At 61.3% G+C, this 16,917-nt stretch carries 14 protein-coding genes; 6 read left to right on the forward strand and 8 right to left on the reverse strand.

The features are described 5' to 3' along the window. Nucleotides 1–50 precede the first annotated feature (50 nt). The 8 genes from tldD to mreB form a co-directional block, all read right to left on the reverse strand. A complete protein-coding gene (tldD, locus tag PseuLF5_RS25275) occupies nucleotides 51–1,493 on the reverse strand; it encodes a metalloprotease TldD (RefSeq protein WP_123464647.1) in 1,443 nt (480 codons plus the stop codon). A gap of 4 nt (nucleotides 1,494–1,497) precedes the next feature. Further along, a complete protein-coding gene (locus PseuLF5_RS25280) occupies nucleotides 1,498–2,358 on the reverse strand; it encodes a carbon-nitrogen hydrolase family protein (RefSeq protein WP_340134932.1) in 861 nt (286 codons plus the stop codon). 79 nt (nucleotides 2,359–2,437) lie between these two features. Then, nucleotides 2,438–6,244 carry a YhdP family protein gene (locus PseuLF5_RS25285; RefSeq protein WP_340134933.1) on the reverse strand — a complete coding sequence of 1,269 codons (3,807 nt, stop codon included), beginning with the start codon at nucleotides 6,242–6,244 and terminating at the stop codon, nucleotides 2,438–2,440. A 75-nt stretch (nucleotides 6,245–6,319) separates the two neighbouring features. Then, complete coding sequence (gene rng, locus PseuLF5_RS25290) at nucleotides 6,320–7,777, reverse strand: ribonuclease G (protein ID WP_064119353.1); 1,458 nt, start codon at nucleotides 7,775–7,777, stop codon at nucleotides 6,320–6,322. A gap of 57 nt (nucleotides 7,778–7,834) precedes the next feature. Continuing rightward, nucleotides 7,835–8,431, reverse strand: a complete 597-nt coding sequence (locus PseuLF5_RS25295; RefSeq protein ID WP_123464641.1) for a Maf family protein — start codon at nucleotides 8,429–8,431, stop codon at nucleotides 7,835–7,837. Nucleotides 8,432–8,468: 37 nt separating this feature from the next. Further along, complete coding sequence (gene mreD, locus PseuLF5_RS25300; protein WP_123464639.1) at nucleotides 8,469–8,960, reverse strand: rod shape-determining protein MreD; 492 nt, start codon at nucleotides 8,958–8,960, stop codon at nucleotides 8,469–8,471. Continuing rightward, nucleotides 8,960–10,096: a rod shape-determining protein MreC gene (gene mreC / locus PseuLF5_RS25305; RefSeq protein WP_340134939.1), complete on the reverse strand. Its 1,137-nt coding sequence runs from the start codon at nucleotides 10,094–10,096 to the stop codon at nucleotides 8,960–8,962. Before mreC ends, mreD begins: the two co-directional genes overlap by 1 nt. Nucleotides 10,097–10,237: 141 nt before the next feature. Next, nucleotides 10,238–11,275, reverse strand: a complete 1,038-nt coding sequence (mreB, locus tag PseuLF5_RS25310) for a rod shape-determining protein MreB (RefSeq protein WP_002555108.1) — start codon at nucleotides 11,273–11,275, stop codon at nucleotides 10,238–10,240. A gap of 211 nt (nucleotides 11,276–11,486) precedes the next feature. On the opposite strand from mreB, the gene gatC reads away from it, so the two are divergent. From gatC to PseuLF5_RS25340, 6 genes are all read left to right on the forward strand, one after another. Beyond that, nucleotides 11,487–11,774, forward strand: a complete 288-nt coding sequence (gatC, locus tag PseuLF5_RS25315; protein ID WP_007901429.1) for an Asp-tRNA(Asn)/Glu-tRNA(Gln) amidotransferase subunit GatC — start codon at nucleotides 11,487–11,489, stop codon at nucleotides 11,772–11,774. Nucleotides 11,775–11,790: 16 nt separating this feature from the next. Beyond that, complete coding sequence (gene gatA / locus PseuLF5_RS25320; protein WP_007961566.1) at nucleotides 11,791–13,242, forward strand: Asp-tRNA(Asn)/Glu-tRNA(Gln) amidotransferase subunit GatA; 1,452 nt, start codon at nucleotides 11,791–11,793, stop codon at nucleotides 13,240–13,242. A gap of 146 nt (nucleotides 13,243–13,388) precedes the next feature. Further along, on the forward strand, nucleotides 13,389–14,834 hold the full coding sequence (gene gatB, locus PseuLF5_RS25325; RefSeq protein ID WP_123464635.1) for an Asp-tRNA(Asn)/Glu-tRNA(Gln) amidotransferase subunit GatB: 1,446 nt from the start codon (nucleotides 13,389–13,391) through the stop codon (nucleotides 14,832–14,834). Nucleotides 14,835–15,052: 218 nt separating this feature from the next. Beyond that, complete coding sequence (locus PseuLF5_RS25330) at nucleotides 15,053–15,427, forward strand: septal ring lytic transglycosylase RlpA family protein (protein ID WP_340134934.1); 375 nt, start codon at nucleotides 15,053–15,055, stop codon at nucleotides 15,425–15,427. Between the two features lie 46 nt (nucleotides 15,428–15,473). Then, nucleotides 15,474–16,535 carry a calcium/sodium antiporter gene (locus tag PseuLF5_RS25335; protein ID WP_222833656.1) on the forward strand — a complete coding sequence of 354 codons (1,062 nt, stop codon included), beginning with the start codon at nucleotides 15,474–15,476 and terminating at the stop codon, nucleotides 16,533–16,535. Further along, nucleotides 16,532–16,912 carry a carboxymuconolactone decarboxylase family protein gene (locus tag PseuLF5_RS25340; protein WP_340134935.1) on the forward strand — a complete coding sequence of 127 codons (381 nt, stop codon included), beginning with the start codon at nucleotides 16,532–16,534 and terminating at the stop codon, nucleotides 16,910–16,912. Before PseuLF5_RS25335 ends, PseuLF5_RS25340 begins: the two co-directional genes overlap by 4 nt. Nucleotides 16,913–16,917 lie beyond the last annotated feature (5 nt).

Here is a 16,917-nt window from a genome sequence, read left to right on the forward strand (position 1 = left end):
ATTCGTCATCGGGTGGCCGCCCTGCGTGCCACCCGAAGCTCCGCCTCGTCTTATGCGCCCGTGCCACCCACGGTAATCGCATCGATCTTCAGCGTCGGCTGACCGACACCCACCGGCACCGACTGTCCGTCCTTGCCACACGTCCCCACACCGCTGTCCAGCGCCAGATCGTTACCGACCATCGACACCCGGCTCATCGCCTCGGGGCCGTTGCCGATCAACGTCGCGCCTTTGACCGGCGCGGTGATCTTGCCGTCTTCGATCAGGTACGCCTCGCTGGTAGAGAACACGAACTTGCCGCTGGTGATATCGACTTGACCGCCGCCAAGGTTGGCGCAGTAGATGCCTCTCTTCACCGAAGCGATGATTTCCGCCGGATCGCTTTCCCCGCCAAGCATGTAGGTGTTGGTCATCCGTGGCATCGGCAGATGCGCATAGGATTCGCGACGACCGTTGCCAGTACGGGCCACCCCCATCAGCCGCGCGTTGAGCTTGTCCTGCATGTAGCCCTTGAGCACACCGTTTTCGATCAGCGTGGTGCACTCGGTCGGCGTACCTTCGTCGTCGACGCTCAGCGAACCGCGACGACCGGCCAACGTGCCGTCATCAACGATGGTGCAGAGTTTGGATGCAACCATTTCGCCCATGCGCCCGCTGTAGGCAGAGCTGCCCTTGCGGTTGAAGTCGCCTTCCAGACCGTGGCCGACTGCTTCGTGCAGCAGCACACCGGACCAGCCCGAACCTAACACCACCGGCAAAGTGCCGGCCGGTGCCGGAATCGCTTCCAGGTTCACCAGGGCCTGACGCAACGCCTCACGGGCATAGCCCATGGCGCGGTCTTCGGCGAGGAAATACCGGTAATCGGTACGCCCGCCACCGCCGTGCCCGCCGCGCTCGCGACGGCCATTCTGTTCAACGATCACACTGACATTGAAACGCACCAGCGGCCGCACATCGGCCGCCAGACCGCCATCGGTGGACGCCACCAGAATCCGTTCCCAGACCCCGGCCATGCTCACACTGACCTGCTGAATCCGTGGATCGAGGGCGCGGGTGGCGACGTCGATGCGCTTGAGCAGTTCGACCTTCTCCGCACGGCTCAGCACTTCCAGCGGGTTATCCGGCGCGTACAACTGGGCAACGTCCTGCGTGGTAAACGCCTGCACTTTGCCGTTCTGCCCGGCACGGGAAATCGAACGCGCGGCACGGGCCGCAGCACCGAGGGCTTCGAGGGTAATTGCGTTGCTGTAGGCAAAACCGGTCTTTTCGCCGGATTGCGCACGCACACCGACACCCTGGTCGAGGTTGAAGCTGCCTTCCTTGACGATGCCGTCTTCCAGCGCCCAGGACTCGGAGATCTGCCCCTGGAAATACAGGTCGGCCGCATCGATGCCCGGACCGGCCAGATCGCCGAGCACGCCTTGCAGGCTCTCGAGGGTCACACCGCCCGGGGCCAACAAGTGATCACTGACTGAGGACAACAACTCGCTCATAGGTTTACGCCTTAAATTCGTGTTCTGAAGCAGGTCGCTGTGCGCCCTGCGAGAAAAACCGCCGATGGCTCACCACCGGCATGCGCGCCCGGATGGACGCTTGTTCGTCGATATCGCGTTCGGCCAACAACACCGCTTCGCCTTGATCCTGATGCGCCAGCACACGACCCCATGGGTCGATGATCGCCGCATGCCCGAAAGTTTCTCGCGGTCCCGGATGGGTCCCGCCCTGTGCTGCCGCCAATATGTAGCACTGAGTCTCGATGGCCCGTGCGCGAATCAGCACGTCCCAATGCGCCGCGCCGGTCACCGCGGTGAAGGCCGACGGCGCCGTAATCAATTCGGCACCGGCAGCACGCAACTCGCTGTACAGCTCAGGAAAGCGCAGGTCGTAACACACCGTCAGGCCGACTCGGCCGACCGGGGTGTCCGCGACCACCACGCCGCTGCCATAAGCATAGTCATCGGATTCGCGGTAACGGCCCCGATTATCCGCCACATCGACATCGAACAAGTGCAACTTGTCATAGCGGGCCACGGTGTCGCCCTGATCGTTGATCAGCAGCGAACAGGCATTGGCCTTGGCCGTCGGTTGATCCAGCGGCGGCAACGGCAACGTGCCAGCCACTATCCATAACTTGAGGTCGCGGGCGGTCTGTTTCAACCACGGCAGGATCGGGCCTTCGCCCAGTGCTTCGGCGCGGCCAATGTCAGCGATGTCGCGACGGCCCATGGCAGCGAAGTTTTCCGGCAACACCGCCAGCTTCGCACCGCCGGCCGCAGCCTGCTCGAGCAGGCGTCGGGCCTGGGCCAGATTGGCCAGCACATCGCTCTGGCTGACCATTTGAATCACCGCTAAAGACATGGCCGTTCCTTATCCGCAAATCAACACAAACCCTGCAGAAGCTGGCGCAGGGGGCTTCGGCCATGCTACTAGCGGCGGTTCAAAAAGGCTTGTCGAATGTGATTTTCGGCTCTTTCCACGGGCCCTTGACGGTGTATTTCACACTGGCAAAGCGCGCCACACGGTCGCCGATCAGTTTGTCGATCAGGAATAAGGCACCACCAACAGCCGGTGCGCCCACGATCAGCGCGGCAATCGGCAGGTTGTTGGTCACCGGCAAGGTCACCAGCAACTTGGCATCGACCTGTTCGCCGACCAGATCCAGCGTCCCGTCCAGTTCGATGTTGCTCGACGGCCCGGTCAGGCGGATCGGCTCGCGGGTCACGTAAACGCCGTTGTTCGCCACCAACAGGCCTTTGACCCGGTCATAGCTCAGGCCTTTGCCGAACAGGTCGGAGAAGTCCAGACGCAAGCGGCGGCCGATGGAGTTGAAGTTAAGCAGGCCAAACACCCGCAATGCCTGGGCCCCGCCCTCCACTTCGACAAACTGGCCCTTGTTCAACGATGCATCGAGGGTGCCCGAGAAACGTTTGGTCGCCAGCCACGCCGGCGAGCCCGGCCAGCGGCCGTCGACGTCCATGCGGAATTCCTCGCTGGTCACACTCGGGGCAAAGCCCCAGCCTTTGAGGACATCGGCCAGGTTCTTGCCAGCGATCCGCCCCTTGAACCAACTGTTGGTCGCCCCCGGCGCACCTTCCCAGCCACCGTTCCCCTGCAACAGGATGCCTTTGAGGCCCATATCGAGGCTGTTCAGGGCGATGCCTTTGGCGGTCGGTCGCACCTTGAGCGACCAGCCGCCAACCAGATCCTGGCCGAGAAACAATTGATTGATGGTGATATCCAGCGCGGGGATTTTCGTCGGGTCGACCGAGACCAATGGATCGGGCGAGTTCTCATCGGCCTGGACCGACGGGTCTGGTGCCGGCAAGCGGACGTATTGCAGATTCACCGTAATCGGCGTGCTCTTGGCATCCGGCAAGCTCGCCCAGCCTTTGGCCTGCTGGCTGTCCAGTGCCAGGTTCCACGTACTCGGCTTGCGGTTCACCTGGACCGAGGCCTGGTCAAGTGTGGTGCCGAACGCCGTGAGCTTGCCGATCTTGAAATCGGCACTGTTCAACAGTTGCTTGGCACTGCCACCCGGGTCCTGACCGGCGTATTTGTTGACCAGATCCTGCCACGGCGCCACGTCCAGCTCCGACAGCACACCGCGAATGCGCAAGCCTTTGGCGCCCGGCAGCACGGCTTCGCCGGCACCGAGGAACAGTTCGCCACGTCCGTCGGCAAAACTGCCTGGTGGTGCCGCGAAGGTAAAATTGGCCAGTTGATCGTAGTTGACCCAATAACGTCGCTCCTGCCCTTGCAGGGTCATACGGAACACCGTGCTGCGTCCGACATCCGCCGCCATGCCGAACGGTGCCGGCAGATCCACCGCCACGCCCTTCATGCTGGAGCTGACCAACAACTGACTGTCGGCACCGTCCAGATTCAATTGCAACTGGTACGGGATCGTCCCGGACACCGGCAGCGGTTGCGTCACGCCCAGCCAGTCGGTGAGTTTCTTGACTTCGACCTGCCCCGACGCGGCCACCCGGGTCTTGAGTTTTTTGGCGCTGCCGTCGGCAAAAATCTGCGCCGTGACAGGCTTGTCGAACGCGCGCGCCGCGATGTTCTGCCCGCTGAGGCCTTTGCCGCTGTCGAAACGGAAGTCACCTTTGAGCTGCGTCAGTTCCAGCTTCGGCTCTGCCAGCTGCAACCGTGCATTGGCGGTCTTGAAGTCGACCAGAATCTTCGGCTGATCGCCGCCCTTGTCCAGCGGCACGTCCAGCTTGAGCTTGCCCTGCAGATCGCCGGCGCCTTCCCAGCCGGCGAAGGTTTCGCCCGTACCGATCGGCGCCTCTTGAAGAATCTTCAAGCCATCGCCCAGGCCACCGGCAAAAGCCCCGTCGAGAAACAGATGGGTATGTTGGCCGGCAGGCACATGGGGAATATTGACGAACACATCACTGACCTGAGTATCGAGCAACTGGCCCTTGTCGGCCCAGATGCGCACACCGCTGTCTTCGATGAACACGTCGCCACTGACGTTGCTGACGTGAGGCCAGCCCGGCTGGAAGGCCAGTTCGGCGTCATGCACCTTGAAGAACAGGCTGATACTGCGATCCGCATCGCCCGCGTCCTTGTTCAGCGAGCCTTGATACTGGAAGAAGCCCTGATCCACTGCGCCTTTGAGAATGGCGGTGCGCAGCCATTCATCCAGCGCCGGGCTCAAGACCTTGGGCAGATACTTGGCAGTGTAGCGACCATCGCCCTCGACCAGCCCGACCCGCAGGTCCATGTAGTCTTCCTGGCTATGGTCGAAGTGCAGGCGAATCAGGAAGTCGCCGGCAATCTTGCCCTCTTCGCCGAGCACCTTCAGGTACGGTGCGATCAGGGTGAAACCGTCTTTATCGAGTTTCCAGGTCAGCCGCGCATTGGCCTGCAGATACTGCCAGGGCTTGGCGAAGATCGGATCAAGGTGCAGGACGAAATCCTTACTGTCCATGCGCAACTCGCCACCGTCGAGGTTACCGCTGAGACTGCCACTGACATTACGGGCGGCCGGCGCACCGTGATAGGCATCGAAACCGACGCTATCGAGATTGGCCGCGAAGCTGAACTTGCTGCCATCAGTGGCGTTGGGTCGGAAATCCAGCAACACATTACGCAGGCCGCCGGTGACGTTGAGGTGATCGACCACGGTGGCGAAACCTTGCGGCAATGGCCCCAGGGCGTTGAGCAATGGGGTGATCGGGGTCAGGTCGAGACGATCGGCCTGCAGATGCCAAAGCTCTTCAACCTTGTCACTCGCACGGGTCTGTTGCAGCTGCACGCGCGATTCCCAGCGGGTTTCGCCAATGCTCATCGCCAGTGAATCGAGGGTGACCGTCGCACCCTCGGCGCTGTTACGGTAGTAAGCGTTGAGCGCCAGATTGTGTATCTGAATCGGTTTGCGCTCGGCATAGGCACCGGTCAGTTGCGGCGCGTTCAGGCGCAGCGAGGCACTTTGCAGGGCGCCCTCGGCCCAGTTGAACCAGAGCTCGCCACCGGCCTTGAGCTCGGAGAAATGCCATTGCCGGGTCAAGCGCTCGGGCAACCACTTCGCCCAGTCGCTTTGCGGCAGGCTGGCATAGCCGTCCACCACACTGTCCTGCCATTGATCAGGGCGAATCCGCGTACGCAGGCTCAGCGCAACGGGCTGGCCATCCGGCAGGGTCAAACGCGCATCGAGGCGTTGCCGACTGGCGCCGGTTTTCAGGTTGAGGCCGACATAGGTCAGCGTCATTGGCGCGTGATCATGCGGCTGCAAGGTCACCTGACTGTCGAGCACCGACAGTTGCTGGATCATTTGCGAGCGGTTGAACAGTTGCTGCGGATCGAGCGGCTGATCGTTCTGCACCGGCAGACCTTCCAGAGCCCAACTGCCGTCCGCCGCTTCCTTGAGGCTGATCTTCAGACCGTTGAGTTCCAGATGAGCGATGCGCACTTCGCGGGTCAACAGGCTGGCCCACAGATCCGGTACGGCACGCACCCGATCCAGGCGCAGAGCATTGGCACCGTCGCCAACCATGACGTCGTGGGCGAGCAGGATCGGCGCAAACCCGCTCCAGTTGCCTTCCAGCTCACCGATCTGCAGCGGCATGCCCAAAGCCGCACTGGCCTTGTCTTCGATGTCGGCGCGATACTCGGCCACCAGCGGGGTCAGCTCACGGCCAAGACTGACGTACAACGCCATCAACACCAGAACCAACGCGCACAGGCCCAATCCCCAACGGGTGAGCGCGGCCAGAATGCGTGTCAGACGCTCCATGTCAGTTGGCTCCCATGGCGAAAATACTGCGAAAAGCTGAGGCCAGCCGCGGTGGATTGAATGTGACGCAGGTGATCAGAGCAGCACCACGTCGTATTGTTCCTGGGAATACATGGTTTCCACCTGAAAGCGTATGGTGCGACCGATGAACCCTTCAAGCTCGGCGACGTTACCGGATTCTTCGTCGAGCAGGCGATCGACCACTTTCTGGTTCGCCAGCACTCGATAACCCTCGGCCTGATAGGCGCGGGCCTCGCGAAGAATCTCGCGGAAGATCTCATAACAGATGGTTTCCGCCGTCTTCAGTTTGCCGCGCCCCTGACAACTGCTGCACGGTTCGCACAATACCTGCTCAAGACTTTCACGCGTACGCTTGCGAGTCATCTGCACCAGGCCCAGCTCGGTGATGCCGATGATGTTGGTCTTGGCGTGATCGCGCTCCAGCTGTTTTTCCAGGGTGCGCAGCACCTGGCGCTGATGCTCTTCGTCTTCCATGTCGATGAAGTCGATGATGATGATCCCGCCCAGATTGCGCAGGCGCATCTGCCGGGCAATCGCCGTGGCCGCTTCGAGATTGGTCTTGAAGATGGTTTCTTCCAGATTGCGATGGCCGACGAACGCCCCGGTGTTCACATCAATCGTGGTCATGGCTTCCGCCGGATCGACCACCAGATAACCACCGGACTTCAACGGCACCTTGCGCTCAAGGGCTTTCTGGATTTCGTCTTCGACGCCATACAGATCGAAAATCGGTCGCTCGCCCGGGTAGTGTTCCAGACGATCGGCGATTTCCGGCATCAGTTCGGCGACGAACTGCGTGGTTTTCTGGAAGGTTTCCCGCGAATCAATGCGGATCTTCTCGATCTTCGGATTGACCAGATCACGCAGGGTGCGCAACGCCAGGCCAAGGTCTTCGTAGATCACGCTCGGTGCAGCGATGGTTTTGATCTGCTCGTTGATCTGATCCCACAGACGGCGCAGGTAACGGATGTCCATGAGGATCTCGTCGGCACCGGCACCTTCGGCGGCCGTGCGCAGAATAAACCCGCCCGCCTCCTTGATCCCTTCCTTGGCCACACAATCGCTGACCACCTGCTTGAGGCGCTCGCGCTCGGCTTCGTCTTCGATTTTCAGGGAAATGCCAACGTGGGCGGTGCGCGGCATGTAGACCAGATAGCGCGAAGGAATCGACAACTGCGTGGTCAGGCGCGCGCCCTTGGAACCGATCGGATCCTTGGTGACTTGCACCACCAGACTCTGGCCTTCGTGCACCAGCGAACTGATGCTCTCCACCGCTGGCCCTTCGCGCAGGGAGATTTCCGCCGCGTGAATGAACGCGGCACGGTCCAGTCCAATGTCGACGAACGCTGCCTGCATGCCCGGGAGTACGCGGACAATCTTGCCTTTATAGATGTTGCCGACGATCCCGCGTTTTTGCGTGCGCTCGACATGCACTTCTTGCAGCACACCGTTTTCGACCACCGCCACGCGCGACTCCATCGGCGTGATGTTGATCAGAATCTCTTCACTCATGGCAGGATCTCGTTCAGGCATGTTCACGATAATGGCTGCATCTTTTGTGTACGACGCTTATTGCGCATTCAGGTTTTGCCAACAGGGTATGCCGAAATGGTCCAACAGTTCTGCGGTTTCGCAAACGGGCAGGCCGACCACCGCCGAATAGCTCCCGTTGAGGCCGGCGACAAACACCGCGCCAAGCCCCTGAATGCCATAGCCACCGGCCTTGTCCCGGGGCTCGCCGCTGGCCCAATAGGCGGCGGCTTCGTCGCGACCGATCGGCCGAAACCGCACCAGACTGCGCACCACCCGCGACTCGCAGCGCTCGCCTTCGCGCACGGCGATCGCAGTCAGCACTTCATGCTCCTTGCCAGACAACATCATCAGCATGGCGCATGCATCGGCTTCGTCCACCGGTTTGCCAAGAATTTTGCCGTCGAGCACCACTGCGGTGTCGGCGCCCAGGACGCAGAACGCTGCGTCGGAAACGACCGTGCACTGCCCGGCCTCGGCCTTGCCGCGAGCCAGGCGCTCGACATAAGCCGAAGGCGATTCTTCGGGTAGCGGGGTTTCGTCGATGTCCGCGCTGATGGCGGAGAATGGAACGCCGATCTGCGTGAGCAATTCTCGGCGACGCGGCGATCCGGAGGCGAGGTAAAGCGGCTTCATCAAAACATCTCCCTGTTCAGTGCCCTGCTTCACCGGATCAATTGATTTTGTAGCGGCGGCGCAATCCACGCAGAGCAAAGCTGACCCACGGCCAGAGCAAGGCACTGACCAGTGCCGGAAGGACCAGCGCAAGGGTCGGCTGACGGTTGCCGGTCAAGGCACTGAGCCACAGCTGGACCAGTTGCGCGAGGCCGAAAATCACCAGGATCACCAGGCACTGCTGCCACATCGGGAACATCCGCAGGCGTTGCTGCAATGACAGCACCAGAAAGGTGATCAGGGAAAGGATCAAGGCGTTCTGACCGAGCAGGTCGCCCTGCAGCACGTCTTCGGCCAGTCCCAGGCAGAACGCCGTGACCATGCCCACCGTATGCGGCAGGTACAAGGCCCAGAACGTCAGAAGCAAGGCCAGCCACAGCGGACGCAGGATCTCCATGAAGATCGGCAATGGCGACACGCTGAGCAATATGCCGACGACAAACGTCAGCCAGACGATCCAGCCGTTACGCGATGCGGTAGCCCCGACCATTATTCTTGCCTCCCGGTGGTTGCCGGCGCGGTGACAGGCGGTTTGGCCGCCGGTCGAGCAGCAGGCTGATTCGCCGGTGGTTTACTGGCGGCCGGTGTGGCGGCCGGTGGTTTTGCAGGCACTGGCGGCTTGCTTGCTGCGGGTTTGGCCGGCGCAGCGCTGGCGGCCGGTGCAGCCGGCGATGTCGCTGGCGTTGTTGCGGCAGCCGGCGGGGTCACGGCTTTCGGCACTGTCGTTGGGATCACCGGGCCACCGCCCTGTGCATCAAGATTTTCCTGCGCCTGCGCTGCGTCGTTGGCACGCTCTTCGGCGGTGCGGTTGTCGCTGAACACCAGCAACATGTAGCGGCTGCGGTTCAGTGCGGCCGTCGGTACGGCGCGGACAATGGCAAACGGCTGGCCGGAATCGTGAATCACTTCTTTCACGGTGGCGACCGGATAGCCCGCCGGGAAGCGCTGGCCAAGGCCGGAGCTGACCAGCAGATCGCCTTCCTTGATGTCTGCCGTATCGGCGACGTGACGCAATTCCAGTCGTTCAGGGTTACCGGTACCGCTGGCAATCGCCCGCAGACCGTTGCGGTTCACCTGCACGGGAATGCTGTGGGTACTGTCAGTGAGCAGCAGGACACGGGAGGTGTAAGGCATCAACTCGACCACCTGCCCCATCAAGCCGCGGGCATCGAGCACCGGCTGACCGAGCACCACGCCGTCGCGCTCACCTTTATTGATGATGATGCGATGAGTGAAGGGGTTGGGGTCCATGCCGATCAACTCGGCCACTTCGACCTTTTCGTTGACCAGTGCGGAGGAATTGAGCAACTCGCGCAGCCGCACGTTCTGCTCGGTGAGGGCGGCAAGCTTTTGCATGCGGCCCTGCAACAGCAGGTTCTCGGTCTTGAGTTTTTCGTTTTCGGCAACAAGCTCAGTGCGGCTGCCGAACTGGCTGGCGACACCTTCCCACAGGCGACCGGGCAGGTCAGTGATCCAGTAGGCATCCATCAGCACCAGCGACGCTTGTTTGCGCGCAGGCTTGAGCAGATCGAAACGGGCATCGACCACCATCAGCGCGACCGACAGCACGGCCAGCACCAACAGGCGCACACCCAACGAAGGGCCCTTGGCGAAAAGCGGTTTAATAAGCCGCTCCTCCCAGGCAAATGTTCTGTTTATTCATACGGCATCAAACCGGCCTGGATGAAGACTGACAGAAGATAAACGCCAACAGGCAGCACTGCAAAGTGCTGCCTGCGCGCTCACCCACGTATTGCACTCGGCGACTTATTCGCTCGAGAGCAGGTCCATGGTGTGTTTATCCATCATTTCCAATGCACGGCCACCGCCGCGAGCAACGCAGGTCAGCGGGTCTTCGGCAACGATCACCGGCAGACCGGTTTCCTGGGCCAGCAACTTGTCGAGGTCACGCAGCAGCGCGCCACCACCGGTCAGCACCAGGCCACGCTCGGCGATGTCGGAAGCCAGCTCCGGCGGCGATTGCTCCAGGGCGCTTTTCACAGCCTGAACGATAGTGGCCAGGGACTCTTGCAGAGCTTCCAGCACTTCGTTGGAGTTCAGGGTGAATGCGCGTGGAACGCCTTCGGCCAGGTTGCGACCGCGAACGTCGACTTCGCGAACTTCGCCGCCCGGGTAGGCCGTACCGATTTCCTGCTTGATGCGCTCGGCCGTCGATTCACCGATCAGACTGCCGTAGTTGCGGCGCACGTAGGTGATGATCGCTTCGTCGAAGCGGTCGCCGCCCACGCGGACGGATTCGGCATAGACCACACCGTTCAGGGAGATCAGCGCGATTTCAGTGGTACCACCACCGATATCGACAACCATCGAACCGCGTGCTTCTTCAACCGGCAGACCGGCACCGATCGCAGCAGCCATTGGCTCTTCGATCAGGAATACTTCACGGGCACCGGCACCAAGGGCCGATTCACGGATGGCACGACGCTCCACCTGGGTGGATTTGCATGGAACGCAGATCAGCACACGAGGGCTAGGCTGCAGAAAACTGTTTTCGTGAACCTTGTTGATAAAGTATTGCAGCATCTTTTCGCAGACGCTGAAGTCGGCGATTACGCCGTCTTTCATCGGACGAATGGCAGCAATGTTGCCCGGCGTACGGCCGAGCATGCGCTTGGCTTCGGTGCCGACAGCAACGACACTTTTCTGGTTACCGTGTGTCCGAATGGCCACAACCGATGGCTCATTCAGGACGATACCGCGCTCGCGCACGTAAATAAGGGTGTTGGCAGTGCCCAGGTCAATGGAAAGATCGCTGGAAAACATGCCACGCAGTTTCTTGAACATGGGAAAGGGACCCTAGGCAACGCGTGGGTAAAAAAGTGCGGCAAACTCTAACAACGACAGGGATTTTGGGCAAGGCGCCAATATGTTAAATTGGCCGCTTTTCTGTGCACCAAGCCCCACAATCGCGGCCTTATGACCGTAGAAGTGCGGTAGTGTTCCGACAATCTAACACACGGACGCCGTCCGTTCTGTTTTCCACTGGAGAATCCCGATGGCGCTAGAACGCTCCGACGTGGAAAAAATCGCTCATCTGGCCTGCCTTGGCCTCAATGATGCCGATCTTCCGCACATTACTTCCGCCCTCAACAGCATTCTCGGGCTGGTCGACGAAATGCAGGCCGTCAATACCGACGGTATCGAGCCTTTGGCCCACCCGCTGGAAGCCAGTCAGCGCCTGCGCGCCGACGTTGTGACCGAGACCAATCACCGCGAGGCCTACCAGTCCATCGCACCAGCGGTCGAAAACGGCCTGTATCTGGTTCCGAAAGTCATCGACTAAAGGGAAAGAGCCTGCAATGCATCAAATGACTCTGGCCGAGATCGCCCGCGGTCTCGCCGATAAAAAGTTTTCCTCCGAAGAGCTGACCAAAGTCCTGCTGGCGCGTATCACCCAGCTCGATCCGCAGCTCAACAGTTTCATCAGCCTCACCGAAGAGCTGGCGCTCGAGCAGGCGAAAGCCGCCGACGCACGCCGGGCCAACGGTGAGAGCGGCGCCCTGCTCGGCGCGCCGATCGCTCACAAAGACTTGTTCTGCACCCAGGGCATCCGCACCAGCTGCGGCTCGAAGATGCTCGACAACTTCAAGGCCCCGTACGACGCCACCGTGGTCGCGAAACTGGCGGCTGCCGGTGCCGTGACTCTGGGCAAGACCAACATGGACGAATTCGCCATGGGTTCGGCCAACGAGTCGAGCTGGTACGGCGCGGTGAAAAACCCGTGGAACCTGGAACACGTACCGGGCGGTTCGTCCGGCGGTTCGGCGGCGGCGGTTGCCGCTCGTCTGTTGCCTGCGGCCACGGCCACCGACACCGGCGGCTCGATCCGTCAGCCGGCGGCGTTCACCAACCTCACCGGCCTGAAGCCGACCTACGGTCGCGTGTCGCGCTGGGGCATGATCGCTTATGCCTCCAGCCTCGATCAGGGCGGCCCGTTGGCACGCACCGCCGAAGACTGCGCGATTTTGTTGCAAGGTATGGCCGGGTTCGACCAGAACGACTCCACCAGCATTGATGAGCCGGTTCCGGATTACTCCGCCAGCCTCGGCGATTCCCTGCAAGGCCTGCGCATCGGCGTGCCGAAGGAATACTTCAGCGCCGGTCTTGACCCGCGCATTGCCGAGCTGATCCAGAACAGCATCAAAGAGCTGCAGAAGCTCGGTGCGGTGATCAAGGAAATCAGTCTGCCGAACATGCAGCACGCGATTCCTGCGTACTACGTAATTGCGCCGGCAGAGGCCTCCTCGAACCTGTCGCGTTTCGACGGCGTGCGTTTCGGCCATCGCTGCGAGAACCCGGAAAACCTGATCGACCTGTACAAGCGCTCCCGTGGCGAAGGCTTCGGCCCTGAAGTGCAGCGCCGGATCATGGTCGGTGCCTACGCGCTGTCCGCCGGTTACTACGATGCCTACTACCTGAAAGCGCAGAAGATTCGTCGTCTGGTGAAGAACGACTTCATGGCGGCCTTTAATGAAGTCGACATCATCCTCGGCCCGACCACGCCGAACCCGGCCTGGAAGCTCGGCGCCAAGAACAGCGACCCGGTCGCTGCCTATCTGGAAGACGTCTACACCATCACCGCCAACCTCGCGGGCCTGCCGGGCCTGTCGATGCCGGCCGGTTTTGTCGACGGTCTGCCGGTTGGCGTGCAGTTGCTCGCGCCGTACTTCCAGGAAGGTCGCCTGTTGAACGTTGCCCACCAGTATCAGTTACACACTGACTGGCACACCCGCACCCCGCAGGGGTTTTGAAACTGCTGCGCCCGGTAATGCTGCGTTGAAAACTGGCTCGTAATGCTCATTGACTAACGTCAACTCCGCTTACTCGCCAGTTTTCGCCTTGCCTTACCTTCGCTCGCAACGTTTCAAAATCCCCAGCAAAAGGCTAGGAGACACACATGCAATGGGAAGTCGTGATCGGGCTGGAGATTCACACTCAGCTCACCACCCGGTCGAAAATCTTTTCCGGTAGTTCCACCCAGTTCGGCTCCGAGCCGAACACCCAGGCCAGCCTGATCGACCTGGGCATGCCCGGCGTGTTGCCGGTGCTGAACCAGGAAGCGGTGCGCATGGCGGTGATGTTCGGTCTGGCGATTGACGCCGAGATCGGTCAGCACAACGTGTTCGCCCGCAAGAACTACTTCTACCCGGACCTGCCGAAGGGCTACCAGATCAGCCAGATGGAATTGCCGATCGTCGGCAAGGGCCACCTGGACATCGCTCTGGAAGACGGCACGGTCAAACGTGTCGGCATCACCCGTGCGCACCTGGAAGAAGACGCCGGCAAGAGCCTGCACGAAGAATTCAACGGTGCCACCGGCATCGACCTGAACCGTGCCGGCACGCCGCTGCTGGAAATCGTGTCCGAGCCGGACATGCGCAGCGCCAAGGAAGCCGTGGCTTACGTCAAGGCGATCCACGCGCTGGTGCGTTACCTGGGCATCTGCGACGGCAACATGGCCGAAGGCTCGCTGCGTTGCGACTGCAACGTCTCGGTACGTCCAAAAGGCCAGGTCGAGTTCGGCACCCGCTGCGAGATCAAGAACGTCAACTCGTTCCGCTTCATCGAGAAGGCGATCAACTCCGAGATCCAGCGTCAGATCGAGCTGATCGAAGACGGCGGCAAAGTGATCCAGCAGACCCGTCTGTACGATCCGAACAAGGACGAGACCCGCCCAATGCGTTCGAAAGAGGAAGCCAACGACTACCGTTACTTCCCCGATCCGGACCTGCTGCCGGTGGTCATCGAAGAGTCGTTCCTGGGCGAGGTGCGCGCCACCCTGCCAGAACTGCCACCGCAAAAACGCGAGCGCTTCCAGAGCCAGTTCGGTCTGTCGGCCTACGACGCCAACGTGCTGGCCACCAGCCGTGAGCAAGCGGATTACTTCGAGAAAGTCGCGGCCATCGGCGGTGACGCCAAACTGGCAGCGAACTGGGTAATGGTCGAGTTGGGCAGCCTGCTCAACAAGCAAGGCCTGGACATCGAAGATTCGCCAGTCTCCGCCGAGCTGTTGGGCGGCATGCTGCAGCGCATCAAGGACAACACCATCTCCGGCAAGATCGCCAAAGTGGTGTTCGAAGCGATGGCCAATGGCGAAGGCACTGCGGACGAGATCATCGAAAAGCGCGGCCTGAAGCAGGTTACCGACAGCGGCGCGATCTCGGCGGTGCTGGACGAAATGCTCGCGGCCAACGCCGAGCAGGTCGAGCAATACCGTGCGGCAGACGAAGCCAAGCGCGGCAAGATGTTCGGTTTCTTCGTCGGTCAGGCCATGAAAGCCTCCAAAGGCAAGGCCAACCCGCAGCAAGTGAACGAACTGCTGAAGAGCAAGCTCGAAGGCTGATGAAAATGGAGCCAGACAAACAGCCTGGCTCCATCCCCTGTAGGAGTGACCTGTGGCGAGGGGATTTATCCCCGTTGGGCCGCGAAGCGGCCCCAATGGCTGAGCTTGATTTGCACCAGACAAACCGAGTTCTCAGATTTTGGGACTGCTGCGCAGTCCAACGGGGATAAATCCCCTCGCCACAGGTCACTCCCACATTTGATTCGGGAAACCTTTGAATGAAGCGTTTGTTCATCAGCTGCGCCCTGCTCTCTCTACTGGCCGGTTGCGCCAGCAACGACATCATCGACCCGCACGGTTACGACCAGACCGGCGTTGCCTCTTATTACGGCGCCAAACACCACGGTAAACGCACCGCCAGCGGCGAAGCGTTCAACCAGCATTCCCTGACCGCCGCCCACCGCCAGTTGCCTTTCGGCACCCGGGTGATGGTCACCAACCTGAAAAACGCCAAGTCCTGCGTGGTCCGCATCAATGATCGCGGGCCGCATATCCGTGGTCGCCTGATCGATGTTTCACGCGAAGCGGCCGAACGACTCGGTATGCTCGGCAGTGGCACCGCCCGGGTGCGCATCCAGGCCCTCGACGACTGATGGAGCACCGACCATTTTCGGACTGACCGATTTACCGCTGATCAGCGTGATCGAATTGCTCGCCGGCCTCGGCCTGCTGATCTTCGGCGCCGAACTGATGGTGCGCGCGGCGGTGCGGCTGGCGGCCCGTCTGCACGTACGGCCGCTGATCATCGGTCTGACCATCGTCGCCCTCGGCAGCAGCGCGCCGCAAATGGCCGTCAGCCTGCAAGCTGCGCTGACGCATAACTCCGACATCGCCGTCGGCAGTGTGGTCGGCAGCAGCATCTTCAACATCCTTGTCACCCTCGGCCTGTCGGCGTTGATCATTCCGCTGCGTGTGTCGCGGCAACTGGTGCGCCTCGATATTCCGCTGATGATCGGCGCCAGCCTGCTGGTGTTCGTCCTGGCATGGAACGAGGAGATCGGGCGTTTCGACGGCATCGTGCTACTGGCCGCCCTGGCGTTGTACCTCGGTTTGCTGTTTCGGCAGTCGCGCCACTCGACGCGACCGCATTCCGATCCCCCGCAAGCGCTGCAGGCGTCATGGATCGCCAGCGCGCTGATGATCATCGTCGGCCTGGCCATGCTGGTGTTCGCCGGGCACCTGTTGCTCAACGCTGCGGTTGTGGTAGCGACTGATCTCGGTTTCTCGGAACGCGTCATCGGCCTGACCGTGGTCGCCGTCGGCACGTCGCTGCCGGAACTCGCTACGTCGTTGATCGCGGCCTTGCGCGGGCAACGCGACATCGCTGTCGGCAACGTGATCGGCGCCAACCTGTTCAACCTGCTGGGGGTGCTCGGCCTGACCGCACTGATCGCACCGACGCCACTGTCGGTGTCGCCGAACGCGCTGGATTTCGACCTGCCGGTGATGCTCGGCGTCGCCGCGCTGTGCCTGCCGGTGTTCTATTCCGGCTACCGCGTGACACGTGCCGAAGGTTTGCTGTTGCTCGGTTTGTACCTGGCGTACGGGTTGCACGTGGTGTCGTTCACCACCGGCATGCCGCTGGCCGGCAAGCTCGAGCGGTTGATGCTGTTTTATGTCTTGCCGACGCTGTTGACGTTTCTGCTGTTCACGTCGATCCGCGCCTGGCGCCGCCAACACCACAAGAGGGATATGCCATGACCGAATCGAAGAAGTCCGGGGTTGAAGTCCGCCGCCAGGTAATGGGCGATGCATTTGTTAATCGCGCCTTGGGCAACGCCACCGAGTTCACCCAGCCGCTGCAGGATTTCGTCAATGAACACGCCTGGGGCGGCGTGTGGAATCGTGAAGGTCTGCCACTGAAAACCCGCAGTCTGATCACCCTCGCCGCACTGACCGCGCTGAAGTGCCCACAGGAGTTGAAGGGCCATGTGCGCGGCGCGCTGAACAATGGTTGCACGGTGGATGAGATTCGTGAGGCGCTGCTGCATTGCGCAGTGTATGCCGGCGTGCCGGCGGCGATTGATGCGTTTCGCGCGGCGCAGGAAGTGATCGATAGCTACCAGAAACCTGAGTGACCTTC

This window comes from Pseudomonas sp. LF-5, from assembly GCF_037626295.1.
Lineage (GTDB): Bacteria > Pseudomonadota > Gammaproteobacteria > Pseudomonadales > Pseudomonadaceae > Aquipseudomonas > Aquipseudomonas monsensis.

What these genes read in the sequence shown, in the direction of transcription:
- tldD (WP_123464647.1), bottom strand. Translation starts at nt 1,493, where the DNA reads ATGAGCGAGTTGTTGTCCTCAGTCAGTGATCACTTGTTGGCCCCGGGC.
- PseuLF5_RS25280 (WP_340134932.1), bottom strand. Translation starts at nt 2,358, where the DNA reads ATGTCTTTAGCGGTGATTCAAATGGTCAGCCAGAGCGATGTGCTGGCC.
- PseuLF5_RS25285 (WP_340134933.1), bottom strand. Translation starts at nt 6,244, where the DNA reads ATGGAGCGTCTGACACGCATTCTGGCCGCGCTCACCCGTTGGGGATTG.
- rng (WP_064119353.1), bottom strand. Translation starts at nt 7,777, where the DNA reads ATGAGTGAAGAGATTCTGATCAACATCACGCCGATGGAGTCGCGCGTG.
- PseuLF5_RS25295 (WP_123464641.1), bottom strand. Translation starts at nt 8,431, where the DNA reads ATGAAGCCGCTTTACCTCGCCTCCGGATCGCCGCGTCGCCGAGAATTG.
- mreD (WP_123464639.1), bottom strand. Translation starts at nt 8,960, where the DNA reads ATGGTCGGGGCTACCGCATCGCGTAACGGCTGGATCGTCTGGCTGACG.
- mreB (WP_002555108.1), bottom strand. Translation starts at nt 11,275, where the DNA reads ATGTTCAAGAAACTGCGTGGCATGTTTTCCAGCGATCTTTCCATTGAC.
- gatC (WP_007901429.1), top strand. Translation starts at nt 11,487, where the DNA reads ATGGCGCTAGAACGCTCCGACGTGGAAAAAATCGCTCATCTGGCCTGC.
- gatA (WP_007961566.1), top strand. Translation starts at nt 11,791, where the DNA reads ATGCATCAAATGACTCTGGCCGAGATCGCCCGCGGTCTCGCCGATAAA.
- gatB (WP_123464635.1), top strand. Translation starts at nt 13,389, where the DNA reads ATGCAATGGGAAGTCGTGATCGGGCTGGAGATTCACACTCAGCTCACC.
- PseuLF5_RS25330 (WP_340134934.1), top strand. Translation starts at nt 15,053, where the DNA reads ATGAAGCGTTTGTTCATCAGCTGCGCCCTGCTCTCTCTACTGGCCGGT.
- PseuLF5_RS25340 (WP_340134935.1), top strand. Translation starts at nt 16,532, where the DNA reads ATGACCGAATCGAAGAAGTCCGGGGTTGAAGTCCGCCGCCAGGTAATG.